8 protein-coding genes are annotated in these 14358 nt (G+C 42.2%); 5 read left to right on the plus strand and 3 right to left on the minus strand.

Going from position 1 to position 14358, the window contains the following annotated elements; translation table 11 throughout:
- The first annotated feature begins 157 nt into the window (after nt 1-157).
- From recC to EJ103_RS06485, 5 genes are all read left to right on the plus strand, one after another.
- A complete protein-coding gene (gene recC, locus EJ103_RS06465) occupies nt 158-3460 on the plus strand; it encodes an exodeoxyribonuclease V subunit gamma (protein WP_126006584.1) in 3303 nt (1100 codons plus the stop codon).
- Nucleotides 3447-7010, plus strand: a complete 3564-nt coding sequence (gene recB / locus EJ103_RS06470; RefSeq protein WP_126006586.1) for an exodeoxyribonuclease V subunit beta — start codon at nt 3447-3449, stop codon at nt 7008-7010. Before recC ends, recB begins: the two co-directional genes overlap by 14 nt.
- On the plus strand, nt 7007-8968 hold the full coding sequence (recD, locus tag EJ103_RS06475; protein ID WP_126006587.1) for an exodeoxyribonuclease V subunit alpha: 1962 nt from the start codon (nt 7007-7009) through the stop codon (nt 8966-8968). Before recB ends, recD begins: the two co-directional genes overlap by 4 nt.
- A gap of 309 nt (nt 8969-9277) precedes the next feature.
- Nucleotides 9278-10339 carry a hypothetical protein gene (locus tag EJ103_RS06480; protein WP_126006589.1) on the plus strand — a complete coding sequence of 354 codons (1062 nt, stop codon included), beginning with the start codon at nt 9278-9280 and terminating at the stop codon, nt 10337-10339.
- Nucleotides 10340-10425: 86 nt separating this feature from the next.
- A complete protein-coding gene (locus EJ103_RS06485) occupies nt 10426-11493 on the plus strand; it encodes a hypothetical protein (protein ID WP_126006591.1) in 1068 nt (355 codons plus the stop codon).
- 59 nt (nt 11494-11552) lie between these two features.
- Here EJ103_RS06485 and ttcA read toward each other — a convergent pair whose 3' ends face one another.
- From ttcA to EJ103_RS06500, 3 genes are all read right to left on the minus strand, one after another.
- Nucleotides 11553-12470 carry a tRNA 2-thiocytidine(32) synthetase TtcA gene (gene ttcA, locus EJ103_RS06490; protein ID WP_029774533.1) on the minus strand — a complete coding sequence of 306 codons (918 nt, stop codon included), beginning with the start codon at nt 12468-12470 and terminating at the stop codon, nt 11553-11555.
- Between the two features lie 103 nt (nt 12471-12573).
- Nucleotides 12574-13500, minus strand: a complete 927-nt coding sequence (uspE, locus tag EJ103_RS06495; protein ID WP_126006592.1) for a universal stress protein UspE — start codon at nt 13498-13500, stop codon at nt 12574-12576.
- A gap of 106 nt (nt 13501-13606) precedes the next feature.
- Nucleotides 13607-14344 carry an FNR family transcription factor gene (locus EJ103_RS06500; protein WP_126006594.1) on the minus strand — a complete coding sequence of 246 codons (738 nt, stop codon included), beginning with the start codon at nt 14342-14344 and terminating at the stop codon, nt 13607-13609.
- Between the last annotated feature and the right edge of the window lie 14 nt (nt 14345-14358).

Here is a 14358-nt window from a genome sequence, read left to right on the forward strand (position 1 = left end):
GACCTGACAAATAAAACGCACAGTGATTAAAATTAACGCTGTGCGTTTAAACTCCCTGCTAACTCGCTGATTTATTAGTGCCAATTTGCTGATTGCGCTACCCCTATAAATGAAAATATCTTAAACTGGTTTTACTTCAAGTAAGGACTCCAGTTGTATGCTCAATATTATTCAATCAAACCGTATGGAAGCGCTGCAGGCTCAGTTTAATCAGCTGTTAAAAGTAAACCCGCTGCAAAGCCCATTCGATAAAGAAGTGGTATTAGTGCAGTCGCCGGGTATGTCGCAGTGGCTTAAAATTGGTTTAAGCGAAAACCTAGGGTTAGCCGCGCAGGTCGATTTTCCGCTGCCATCGAGCTTTATATGGCAGTTGTATCAGCAGTTACTGCCCAATGTACCTAAAGAGTCGGCATTTAATAAGCCTAACCTTGCTTGGAAATTATTTGCAATACTGCCCAGCTGTATTGATGAACCGCTTTATTTGCCCTTAAAAACCTATTTAGAGGGCGACCTAGACGGGCAAAAAACCTTTGCCCTGTGTGAAAAAATTGCCGATGTGTACGACCAATATTTAATGTACCGCCCGCATTGGATTGCCACTTGGGATAGCGGCAAAGATGAACTTGACGATGTTGATGTAAGCATTGCCCCGTGGCAAAGCGATTTATGGCGAAAGCTGGTGGCGCACAGTAAAGCGCTTGGACAAAGCCAATTTCATCGTGCCAATATGCAAGGGCAGCTACTCGGTGCCCTTGAGAATATGGATAATAGCTTACTACCTAAGCGCATTAGTTTATTTGGTATATCGGCGATTGCGAGCTCGCAGCTTGAGGTGTTTGAAGCGCTGAGCAAAAAAACAGAGGTGTTTTTATTCTTTTTTAATCCTAGCGAGCATTATTGGGGCGATGTGGTTGATGAAAAAGCAGCAGCCAAAATAAATGCCAAATACGCCAAAATGCCGCTTTTAGAAGCGCAGCAAAAAAAACAAACTAACCCTGATGAAGAGTACTACTTTATAGGTAACCCGCTTTTATCGTCATGGGGAAAACTAGGGCGCGACTACTTTGAGCAACTTGTACAACTTGATGCGCGTTGGATTGATGGCTTTATAGATGCGTTTGACGATAGCTTACTGGGCCAAATTCAAAGCGAGATTTACCAACTTGCATTTAAAGGTGAGTCGCTTACCGATAATAAGCAGTGGTTTATTAATGATGAGGGTAAACTGCCCATTAGCGACACCGACACCAGCATTACTTTAAGCGATTGCCACACACCGCTTAGAGAAGTAGAGCGCTTGCACGATTACTTACTTACTTTGTTTAATCAAAACCCGTCGCTCACTCCTAAAGACATTATTGTAATGATGCCTGATGTAGGTACGTACAGCCCGTATATTGAAGCGGTATTTGGCGGCGCGCAAAACACCAGTCGCTTTATTCCTTATGCATTGGCCGATTTAGCCATAGAGCAAGAAAAACCGGTGCTGAGCTCGTTTGCCAGCTTAGCCAGTTTGCCGTTTTCGCGTTTTGGTGTCTCGGATATTCTTGATTTACTGCAAGTAACACAAATTGCCGAAAAATTTGCGCTAGAGGCGCACGAGTACGAACAAATTCAATATTGGCTTGAGCGTGTAGGGGTTAAATGGGGTATAAATGCTGAGCATAAAAGCAGCTTTGATTTACCCGCAATAGATTTAAATACCTGGCAGCATGGTTTAAACCGTTTACTGCTAGGCATAGCCCAGCGCGATGAGCAATGCCCGTTTAACGGCATTTACAGTGCCGATGAAGTAGAGGGCATGGCGCTTGATACCCTTAATAAACTGGTGCATTTTATTGATGTACTGCAGCGCTTTAAAGATGAGCTAACCCCTGATGATACCCTTAGCAATAAAGCGGATATTTTATCTGAGCTAATAAATGCTATTTATTACAATGAGGGCGAAGACAGCTGGGATTTACTGGTACTGCAAAATGTTTTAGAGGAGCTTAAAAAGCACCACGATAATGGCGATTACGATAAACATGTATCGCAACGAATTGTAAGCTACCTGATAAAACAAGGCATTCAGGAAAAAGGGGTAGGACAGCGCTTTTTAGTGGGGCAAGTTAACTTTTGTACACTAATGCCTATGCGCGCCGTGCCGTTTAAAGTGGTGTGTATGCTTGGTTTAAACGATGCCGATTACCCACGTACGGTGCAGCCAATAGGGTTTGACTTAGTGCCGTATTCTAAAAAACAAAAAGGTGACCGATCACGTAAATTAGATGACCGCTACTTATTTTTAGAAGCCCTCCTGAGTGCCCGCGAAAATTTATACATAAGTTACATTGGCCGCTCGTGTTTTGACAATCAACCGCGTATGCCCTCAACCTTAGTAAGCGAGCTTTTAGAGTACATAGGCCGCAGCTTTACGTTAGCAAATAACAGCGAAAAAACGCTGCCTGAGTGTTTAATTAATCAGCAGCACTTACAGCCTTTTAATCGTGCGTATTACACAGCAGACACTGAAGCTGATGAAAAGCTGAGTAATCACAGTTTTAATCCTATTTGGCTACCAAGCGAGCGTATAGACGCGCAGCCGCTAACAGCCATTGATGTAACAGCGCCCGCGCAATTAGAGCTTGATGTATTTATTCGCAGTGTGTGCAACGCACAAGAGAGCTTTTACCAGCAAACATTAGGTTTACGCCTTCCTGAATTTAACGAAGTAGCAAAAGATGAAGAGCCTTTTAGCCTAGATGCGCTGCGCCGCTACTTTTATTTAGACGAAATACTGCAAGCCAACATTAATGAGCAACCTTTAAGTACAGAGCAAATATTGCAACGGGGAGAGCTGCCACAAGCCAATGTGGGCAATTTAGTGTATGAGAGCATGGCGCACCGAGTAGATGCACTATCCGGGCAAGTAAAAGAGCATATTAAAAGCGGCAAAACCGACCCGCTTGAGGTGTCTTTGCGCATAGAAAACACCACTATTGAGGGCTGGCTTAATCATATTTACCTTCAAAAACAAGTGTTTTACCGAAGTGCCAGTATAAAGGCCAAAGATTTAATTAAAGGCTTTATATATCATATTGTTGCACAAAGTATGGAGCAAAATGTTGAAACCCTTTTACTGGGGCTCGATAAGCAAATTAGCTTTGCACCACTGAGTAAAAATGAGGCCGATGCCTTACTCAATGATTGGTTTTCGTTATACCAAGCCTTGCGCAAAGAGCCTGTGGCATTTTATCCGGTAAGTGGCTATGAATACGTTAAAAGTGGTGGCGATATTGGTAAAGCCATTAGCAAGTTTAACCCACAATACATAGGGCGCGGCGAGGGCGAAAACCCGTATATTCGTTTAACGGTGCAATCGCTCAATGACTGCCAAGAAGAATTTATTAAGTGGAGCGAAAAATTACTCTCCCCATTACATGCACATGCAAAGGAGAGTGACCATGCAAGCGCTTAATCCGCTAACAATGCCGTTAAAAGGGCAAAGTTTAATAGAAGCCAGTGCGGGTACGGGTAAAACCTACACCATTACCGGGCTTTATTTACGCTATTTATTAGGCTTGCAAATACCAGGGGAGATAAACCCCCCGTTAAGTGTTGAGCAAATATTGGTGGTTACCTTTACCGATGCTGCAACGCAAGAAATTAAAGACCGCGTACGCAGCCGTATTATTGCTGCGCGCGATGCATTACTGGGCCAAAACCCAAATGATGAATTAATAGAAGGTGTAATAGCCGCAGTAGATGATAAACACCGCGCCTTTGATTTACTCGATGCCGCCGCTAAATCTATGGACGAAGCCGCTATATTTACCATTCATGGTTTTTGCCAACGCATGTTAAAGCAGCATGCGTTTGAATCGGGCGTTGCTTTTAACCTTGAATTTATTCTAGATGAGCGCGACATACTGCTCGACACAATTAAGGATTTTTGGCGCGCCTTTGTATACCCACTTAATAAAGAACGCACGGATGCTATTTTAGAGGTGTTTGCAGCCCCTGAATCGCTATTTAGCCAAGTTAGTAGTGTGCTAAATAAAGCCAATGCGAACATAGTGCCGCAAATAAACTTAGATGACGTATTTAAAGCTCGCGATGAGTACATTGCTAAAGTACCCGCTTTTAAAAAAGCAGTGCTGGAGCAAGAGTTTATAGCTGCAATAAAGGGCTCGGGTTTAAGTGGCTCTAAAACACCTGGGCGAAAAGGCAGTTTAACGGCCCTTGAAGGATTTTGTTTAGGTGATGAGTTATTTTTTGAATTTGGCACCAATAAATACTCGTTTGAGGTGTGGAGCAGCGAAAACTTAAGTGATGCCAGTAATTATAAAAAAAATCAGCCATTATTTAGCCACCCTCTGCTTAGCCTGTTTGATGAGCTCAGTGCACTTAATACTAAAATTAATCAGGGCCTTAAAATTGCCGTTGTACAAACCGCAGCTCGGTGGGTTAAACAGGCAATTGTAAAACGCAAGCAAGAGCAAAGTGTGATCACCCCAGATGATTTACTGACTAATTTACACAGTGCTTTATATGCCGAGCAGGGCGAGGCTTTATCGCAAAAAATAGCGCAGTTATTTCCTGTTGCCATGATTGATGAGTTTCAAGATACCGATCCGATTCAGTACGGAATTTTTAGCAAAATATACGGCCAAGAAAAAACGACGCTTGCCATGATAGGCGACCCAAAACAGGCTATTTATGGCTTTAGGGGCGCTGATATTTTTACCTATATTGGCGCAAAAGAGTCGGTAGAGCCTGAGCAGCAATTTACTTTAGGTACTAATTTTCGCTCAAGCACCGATATAGTAAACAGTGTGAACAGTTTGTTTTCTAAACATGTCAATAGCTTTATTTATAACGATGCCATACCGTTTAACGCAGTAGCAGCAAAAGGCAAAAAAGCCGATGAAACATTTACAATAGATGGCAAACCTGCCACCGCGTTTGAGTTTAATGTATTTGTAGATGAAGCTGCAGATGAAAAAAACAAACCCACCAGCAAAGGCGTTGGGCAAGGGCATTTGGCCAGCTATTTTGCCAATAAAATAGTGACATTGCTTGAGCAAGCCGGGCAAGGGCGAGCGTGCATTGGTAAGCATAAGGTGACCGCTGCCGATATTTGTATATTGGTGCGCGACCGTGTAGAAGCGCAAATAATGAAAAAAGCACTGAGCAATGCCAATATTGCTAGCGTGTATTTATCGCGCGACAGTGTTTTTAGCCAAGAGCTTAGCCACCATTTACTTAATTTTTTAACGGCATTGCATGGGCAATACAACGAGTCGTTACTGCGCGGCGTATTAGCCGGGCCATTATTTTGTTTAAGCTACAACGAAATTTACGCCCTTGCTGATGATGAAAATAAATGGCAAGAGCACTTAAACTTTTTTGCTCAACTTAGCCATATTTGGAACAAGCAAGGCGCAATGGCCATGCTTGAGCGTTTGTTAAGCCATAATCAGCTGAGCGCTAAGTGGCAAGGACTTGGCTATAACGTAGAGCGCTGGTTAACCGACTTTAGACACTTAGGTGAAATACTGCAGCAAAAGCAAATAGAGTTAGAAGGCACTTTGCGCTTGCTACGTTGGTTTGCACAAAAAGTAAGCCAGCAAGATGGCGAAACCGTGCAAGTACGCCTAGAGAGTGACGCAAACTTAGTTAAAATTGTGACTATGCATGCCTCAAAAGGGCTCGAGTATCCGCTGGTATTTATGCCTTTTGCCAGCGGCTATCGCGAAACTAAAGAAGCGCTGTATCATCAAAACGGCCAGCTAGTTTACGATTTAAGTAAAAACGAAGACGCCTTAGCACAAGCCGAGCAAGAACGCTTAGCTGAAGACTTACGCTTACTTTATGTTGCCCTTACCCGCGCGGTACATTTTTGTGCACTTGGGGTGTATAACATAGGGCAAGGGCAAAGTAGTCGCTTGGCTATACAAAGTAGTGCATTAGGGCATGTGTTATTTGCAGGGCTTGAGCTTACAAGTAGCCAAACGTGGCGCACCCATTTAAGTGAATTCTGCGACGCTCACACCGAAATGCACTATCAGCAATTTACGGCTGAGCAATTGGCCGAACAAGGCCAATTAACACTCAATAGCGCAGTGCAGCAAAGCCAAGCGTTAAGAGTTAATACGGTTACAGCCAACATAGAGCGAGATTGGCGAGCAACCAGCTTTAGCGCGCTGAGCTTTAAAAAGCACACCGATCATATTGAGCCTGGGCGCAGCGATGAAGATCATGAAAAAGATAAATTTGCTAACAGCCAAGATGAAATACCATCGCCTTACAGTTTTCCCAAGGGGGCGAAGCCCGGAAGCTGTTTGCATGAAATATTTGAGCAAATAGACTTTACCAGTGCACAAGTACACCCTACAAATCCAGAGCAAAATTTAGCAGAGGTAGTTAAACATGCGCTGGATAAATACCATATTAGCGAAAGCTGGCAACACGTGACCGAGCAATGGGTGCTTGATTCGTTAACCTGCCCCTTAAACAATGAGGGATTAAGCTTAAGTCAATTAGCCCCGACAGACTGCCTAGTCGAAATGGAATTTAATTTACCTTTAGATAGTTTAAGCGCGCCCAAATTAAACGAAATACTGGTTAAGCATTTTGGTTTTACCCAAAGCAAACTCGAGTTTTCTCATGTAAAAGGCCTGTTAAAGGGATTTATAGATTTAATTTTTTGCTATCAAGGGAAGTATTATATTTTAGATTATAAGTCTAATTACTTAGGCAATACGCCCGCTGACTATGAAAGCGACCTGCTAGAGCAAGCCATGAATAGCCATCAGTATCATTTACAGTATTTAATTTATAGCGTTGCGCTGCACCGATTACTCAAACAACGCATCAGTGATTATGCAATAGAAACCCATTTAGGCGGGGTTTATTATACGTTTTTACGCGGCATGCCGGCGGGCAAAGGGGTGTATTTTAATAAGCTTAGCGCAGAGCAAATCACACTATTAGATGGCTTATTTAGCCAAGGAGCCATGTTATGAGTGACTACCCTATGCAGCAAAGCTTGTTTGATGAGCCGCCAGCACCTGCCCAACCGTTAAATACGGTGGAGCTGCTTGACTACTTATTAGATGAAAAACGCATAAGAATGGTAGATGTAAAGCTTGCCTTAATGCTGTGCGATAACCAGCAAAACGACGTGTTTTATATAGTGTTATTGCTGTGTTTAGCACAGCAAAGCCAACATAGCTGTTTAACATTAAAAGAAGTCGACTGGCAAAACCCGTTTAATTTACGCCAAAGCGACTTTACTAAAACCGAGGGCAATGTACCAAATATTACATCGCCTTTTAACGAAGCCTTTAACTACCTCGATGCGCTTAGCTGTTTAAGTGCCCATAACAGTGTGGGTAAGGCCAAACCCTTACAGTTATTTAACGAACGGCTTTATTTTGCGCGCCTAGCTGATTATGAGCACACCTTAGCTACACGTTTACTAGCGATGAGTGAGCGCCATTTAAATATAAATACCCAGTTACTCAGCCAATTATTAAATGACTACTTTGTTGATAATTCAGCGCTTGCGATTGATTGGCAAAAAGTAGCCTGTGCTATTGCCGCAACAAAAGGCTTTAGCGTTATTACGGGCGGGCCAGGGACAGGTAAAACCACCACCGTGACTAAGCTATTAGCTATTTTACAGTCGCTTTATAAAAGTGCACCTTTAAGCATAAAGCTGGTGGCGCCTACAGGTAAAGCGGCAGCTCGTTTAAGTGAATCAATTTTAGGGGCAAAAGAGCAACTTAAAATTATTCCTGAGGATATAAAGGCCTTAATTCCCGATAGCGCGCAAACTATTCACCGGCTTTTAGGGGTTAAACCCTTTACTAATAAATTTAAGCATAACAGCACCAACCCGCTGCATTTAGATGTACTTATTATTGATGAAGCCAGTATGGTTGATTTATCACTCATGGCTAAATTAATAGAAGCACTGCCTGCGCATGCGCGTTTAATATTGCTTGGCGATAAAGACCAACTTGCCTCGGTAGATACCGGCAGTGTAATGAGTGATTTATGCCAAGGGTTAGCATTGGGTGAAACGCCTAATTACTCGCAAGCACGATGTGATGAGCTCAATGCTTTATGTTTTAAAGGAGAGGCTAAATTAGCGGCGCCTGGACATAGCGAATTTAAACTAGCTGATTGCATTGCGTTTTTACAACACAGTTACCGGTTTGATGCACAAAGTGGCATTGGCCAGCTTGCGCTGGCGGTTAATACTAACCATAACGGTATTTTAAAATACGTAGAGCAACAAAGCACACAAGGGCAATTTAACGATGTTATTTTAGATTATGACTTTGTTGCAAAACCCATAGAAAAATTAATAAACAGTGCTGCTAAGCATTACGCTCATTATTTAAATTTAATCGCCCAAGGGGCAAGTGTTGCAGATGTTCACGCGGCGTTTTCTCAATATCAATTATTAGCGGCCGTGCGTGAGGGTGATTACGGCGTAAATAGCTTAAACAGCCGCATTGAGCGCGCACTTGTGCAGCAAGGGTTAATATCGGTAAGCCCAAACCAGCGCCATTACAGTGGTATGCCCATTATGGTGAGCCAAAACGATTATCAACTTAAGTTGTTTAATGGGGATATTGGTATTTTAATGCCCGATGAAAGCGGGCAGTTAAAAGCATTATTTATTGATGAGCAAAACACGGTACGGGCGTTTTCACCTGCGCGCCTGCCTGCTCACGATAAAGTGTATGTAATGACCATACATAAATCGCAGGGCTCGGAGTTTAGTTATACTGCTATGGTTTTACCGCCGCTTAAACATGCCAGTATGGGCGTAAATAGGCAGCTGGTGTACACAGGCATAACACGTGCTAAAAACACCTTTGAGCTGGTGGCCGATAAAAAAGTACTGCAATTGGCCATGAGCAAAAGTGTATCAAGAGCCTCAGGATTGTATGAGCGTTTAAAATACTAATACCTGTTTATATTTAAAGGTTGGACTAATTACTAAAAACCTAACGTATTTTTATGCGTTAGGTTTTTTAGCTTTAGTACTGCCGACTACTAGGTGTGTGTAAATAATACTAAATATTGCAATTATTTAAATTTAAGTAATTGAATATACAGTCAATATAGATTTAGCAGAATTTAAATGATAATAAATTGTTGCATTTTTGAGCGTTGTTCCTAATACTGGTCAATGCATGTGCGCCTGCACATGTGTAAATGAATACCTTAAGTACATAGGCATAAAAATAAAACACTGAACACATTAAGGATTTATATGAACAACTCTAAACGAACACACACACTTAAATATCTACTTTTTGCCAGCGCTGCGTTTTTAATGAGCTTTTCTGCACTGAGTAAAGATCACAAAATTATACTGATCCACGGCTTACAGGTATCGCAAATAACCAATAAGTCGGGCAGCGATGTAATAAACGACGGTGAAACCTATTGGCAAACCTATTGGAATAACCGTGCTGATGAACGTATTGATTGGCCAGCCTATGAGCGCATTGAAGGTAAAATTGCGACCGATTGGGTATGGCCTAAATTAAAGCAAATATCGCGTTCTAACTTATGTGCTGATGGCTGTGTGCTAGTAACGCATTCAACAGGCGATTTAGTTGCTCGCCATATTATTGATAACCAAGCTAATTGGCTTGAAAATGCAGGCCTTACGCCACTTAATATTGTGGCGACCTTTGATTTAGCGGGAGCAGGGGGCGGCAGCGAGCTTGCCGATATTGCTGTAAGTGCTTTAACTGGCGCAGCATGGAACTTTGCAGTGGATGCTGCACTCAAATGGTGGTTAGGCAGCGATGTGACAGAAGCGGTGGGCGTATTACACGATTTAAAAGTAAATAACGCACGCAAAATTTCGCCGTTTCCAGATGCGCGTACGCCGCGTTTACGTTTTGTAGCCGATGGTAATGAGTACCTAGGTTTAACGGGCGGGTTTTTAAAAGGTAATGATGATTCGGTGGTGGCATCGCATTCATCGTGTGGAGCAAGCGCGGCTAAATCGTTTGGCAGTTGTAGTAGCAGTATTGATACTAATGGCCAGTTAAAATCACAAGGCGATGCCGTTAATAGCTTTATGCCGAACCATTATCCAATGATGATGAGCGACAGCTACAGCCACAACGAGATCCACAATGCGCAACGCAAAGGGAATGTCACAATTGCCATGAACAATATAAATGTAGATGGTCAAAATGTTGGCTTTAATACATTTGATAAAACAACGGGTACTTGGTTTTGGAAAAAACACTACCGCTATATTAAGGATTCAAACACGCAAAGTGCCTCGGCACTTATTTATAACGTGATCCCTTAATAAGTACCTAAATTTTTAAACGCGTTAGGTATTAAATGCTAGAGCGTGTAGTTATTTGCTGCACGCTTTTAAAGGATTGATGCAACATGAAAAAGTTTTACATTGGTGCCGCTGTAGTCAGTATTGCGATGTTTTTACTGTGGTTTACAAATAAAAATGAAGTTAAAACGCTTGAGCCTCCCGCTGCACTGGCAATAAAAAACAAGACAGATCCAGCAAGCCCAGATAAAAACACCGTAATAACCATTGATGTGCCAAAACAAAAACAGGCAAAAAGCCCACCCAAAATACATTATGATCAGCACTTGGCCAGTGCCGCAGAGCATGTGGCAATGCAATACCAAAGCGCACTCAAATACCCACCTTATTCGCAGCCCTTAAGCGCACTTGATGAAGACCGTTTAAAGCCCAATCAGTTTTACCCAGTTACAAGCCCCATTGACGATGCGGGTAATGCCCTCGTTGTTAGTTTAGATAAATATCGGTTTGTATACCCGCAAGAAATAACCGTTCATATTGCTGCGCAAAACCTAGCAGAGGTAAATGTAGCGCTAAGCAATACCGATACCAAAGCGTCAATCAGTTCAAAAACCACCACAGCTCAGCAGGGTGAAGCCACAGTAAGCTTTAAAGCCAGTGAAGACTACCCGCGAAATTTACAGCTATTTGTAGAGGCAAATGTTGCAGGTAAAAAGGTGCCTGCAGTTGCGCAAATACAGTATATGCCACCCAGTGCGACGCTTATTGATTTTGATAATGCCTATGTACAAAACGAAAACATGATAGCCACAGCCCATTTAAAGGTGCTTAAAAGTGGCTTATATAGAATTAGAGCTAATTTATACAGTGATACGACCCCACTTGCACATTTGGTGACTAAAAAGAAACTTTCACAGGGCAGTCAAACGGTGGATTTAAAGGCGCATTGGTCGGTATTACCACAAGGGGTGGTTAACATGCGTTTAAGTGACTTTGTGATAGAGCGCATGTCGCCAAGACCAGGTGAGCGTAATAGTTTTGGTAGCAGTGACATTACTGAGTTTGAAATTACAGATTTTGCCTACGATAGTTTGCAACAGTTGCCTTATCAAGCAAACGAGCAAGAACGAATGAGTTTAGAGTTTTTAAAAGGGTTAGCTGATAAAGGCGCTTAGCAGGATTAATGAGTATAAAAAAAGGGGCGAGTAGCCCCTTAACTGTATTTTTAAAACCGTTAGCTTAGGTTAATAGTAACAACATCAGCTTGTTGCTGTTGGTTTTCATCTTCATCGCTTACAGGCGCGTTAGGTATATCTGGTTTATCGAGTGCTATATCGCCGCCATCAATAACGTCGCCGGTTTTTAGGTTTTCAAAGTCAAATAGTTCTGTATCGGCTAAATGCGAAGGCACCACATTTTGCATTGCAGTAAAAATACTCTCAATACGCCCAGGGTGGTCTTTATTCCATTGCGCTAGCATGTTTTTAGTGTGTTTACGTTGCAGGTTTTCTTGTGAGCCACATAAGTTACAAGGAATAATAGGGTAGCCTTGGCTAAATGCGTATTTACTTATATCGGCTTCTTTACAATAAGCGAGGGGACGAATAACCATATGCTCGCCGTTATCGCTCATTAATTTAGCCGGCATGCTTTTAAGCTTACCGCCGTAAAACATGTTTAAAAAGAGTGTTTCGATCATGTCATCGCGGTGATGGCCAAGGGCAATTTTAGTTGCACCCATTTCTTTGGCTGTACGGTACAAAATACCACGACGTAGGCGTGAGCAAAGCGAACACGTGGTTTTACCCTCAGGAATTATATCGGTAACAATGCTGTAGGTGTCTTCTTCTACAATTTTGTATTCAATATCTTGTTTATCAAGGTACTCAGGTAAAACGTGTTCAGGAAAGCCTGGTTGTTTTTGATCGAGATTAACAACAAATAAATCAAATTTAATAGGCGCCACACGCTTTAAATGTTTAAGCATATCAAGCATGGTGTAACTGTCTTTACCACCCGATAGGCATACCATTATACGGTCGCCTTCTTCTATCATGTTAAAGTCCATGACGGCTTGGCCAGTAAGACGGCGTAAACGCTTTTGTAGCTTATTTAAGTTGTATTGAGCTTTGGCTTGAGCTGAGTGAGACACTACGCCCCCTTATAAAACAATGCGGCAAATTATTTGCTGAAAATAAAGGGGCGTATTATATACCCAAGTACTATGGGTATTAAAGCGCTAGTTAAGGCTTTGTTTAACTTTTGGCAAGCGGGCTTACGTAGCCATCAGGTTTTAATGCCAAGACATCGCAGTCTAGGCTATCAATTACGTGCTCGGCAGTGTTGCCAACCAATGCGGCACTTAGCCCCGTGCGCCCTACGGTGCCAATCACCACCAGTTCGCTATTTAAGCGATTTGCTACATCGGGGATCACATCCTCCGGTAGGCCTTCTTCTATAAAGCATTGCTCATTAGTTAAACTAAAGGTTTTAGCAAGCTCGTTGGTAGATTCTATGTGGTGTTTTTTTACAGATTCGTTATAAAGGCCTGGGTTAAATTCTGGTATCTCTATGGCAATATTAATGGGTGTAGCAGGGTAGGCATTAACTAAATTAAGTTTAGCGTTGGCAAGTTCACATAAAAATTGTGCATCTTTAATAATGCGTTTATTAAGGGCTACATGCTCATCGTTTTCACTAACCGCATTGACTGCGGCTAAAATATTACCTTGCTCAGGCCAGGCCATTTCTTTTACAAATAACACAGGTGTGGGACATTTACGTACTAAGTGCCAGTCGGTAGGGGTAAAAATAACCGATTTTAGCGCGCCATGCTGATGGGTACTTTTAACCACTAAATCGTATTCTTGTTCAATCACGGTATTAATAATGGCTTCAAAAGGGCGGTTATGCCAGACCACTTGGGTGGTGATATTTACATCTGGGTAGGTAGAAATTATATCCTTAAGCCATAATTCTCTATCGCTTATAACGGCTTTTCGCATTGCTTCGCGCTCTTCAAACGACAGCATAGTGGTCATTTCGTAAGAAAAGTCGTAAACAGTCATAAAGGCGGTAATACTCGCGCCTGACTTTTTGGCTAAATCAATCGAGCGAGCTAAACCGTGATGGTCATCCTTAGTGGGATCAATAACGGCTAAAATACGTTTAATAGTGTTCATATGCTACTCCCTTTTTAACTTACTTTCAGTGTAACGTAAATACACAGCAGTTAAAGGGGTAGCACACAAATTGTTGTTCTAAATCAAAGTTACAACACCTGTTAGTTTAGCAAGGCTTAATTATTGCTGCCGTTTTGGCGAGTGCGTCGCTGTCTAAAATAGTAATAAATTTACCTTCTACTTTTATTAAGTCCGCTTTTTGAAAACGACTTAATAAGCGGCTGATGGTCTCAACGGTTAGCCCTAAGTAGTTACCTATTTCACCACGAGTCATGGTAAATCTAAACTCTTTACGCGAGAATCCGCGCTCGCCAAAGCGCTCCGAAAGGTTATAAATAAAGCTCGCTAGGCGCTCTTCTGCCGATTTTTTATTAAGAAGTAGCAGCATTTCTTGATCGTAGGTAATTTCGCTACTCATTAAACGCATAATTTGTTGGCGAAGTTTGGGTAATTTACCTGCTAACTCATCGAGTGTATTAAACGGGATTTCGCAGACCATTGATGTTTCTAGTGCTTGCGAAAAGCTCTGGTGAGCCATTTTGCTAATGGCATCAAAGCCGACTAAATCGCCGGCTAAGTGAAAACCGGTAATTTGCTCATCCCCTTGTTCAGACAATGTGTACGATTTAAATGAGCCTGAGCGTACTGCATAAATTGCATTAAGCGCAGCACCGGATTCAAACAAGTAGTCGCCTTTGTGCAGGGGCTTTTTGCGTTCAATGATTTCGTCAAGTTTATCCATTTCTTGGCCATTTAACGAAAACGGCAAACACAATTGGCTGATGCTGCAGTTGTTACAGCTAATTGCACAATTACTTTTAGCGCGACTTTGAGAGAAATCCATAATTTAATCCGTTT

This window comes from Pseudoalteromonas sp. Xi13 (assembly GCF_003952205.1).
GTDB lineage: Bacteria > Pseudomonadota > Gammaproteobacteria > Enterobacterales > Alteromonadaceae > Pseudoalteromonas > Pseudoalteromonas atlantica.

Bases quoted from the DNA above. Each gene is read 5' to 3' on its own strand.
- recC (WP_126006584.1), top strand. From the start codon at position 158: ATGCTCAATATTATTCAATCAAACCGTATGGAAGCGCTGCAGGCTCAG.
- recB (WP_126006586.1), top strand. From the start codon at position 3,447: ATGCAAGCGCTTAATCCGCTAACAATGCCGTTAAAAGGGCAAAGTTTA.
- recD (WP_126006587.1), top strand. From the start codon at position 7,007: ATGAGTGACTACCCTATGCAGCAAAGCTTGTTTGATGAGCCGCCAGCA.
- EJ103_RS06480 (WP_126006589.1), top strand. From the start codon at position 9,278: ATGAACAACTCTAAACGAACACACACACTTAAATATCTACTTTTTGCC.
- EJ103_RS06485 (WP_126006591.1), top strand. From the start codon at position 10,426: ATGAAAAAGTTTTACATTGGTGCCGCTGTAGTCAGTATTGCGATGTTT.
- uspE (WP_126006592.1), bottom strand. From the start codon at position 13,500: ATGAACACTATTAAACGTATTTTAGCCGTTATTGATCCCACTAAGGAT.
- EJ103_RS06500 (WP_126006594.1), bottom strand. From the start codon at position 14,344: ATGGATTTCTCTCAAAGTCGCGCTAAAAGTAATTGTGCAATTAGCTGT.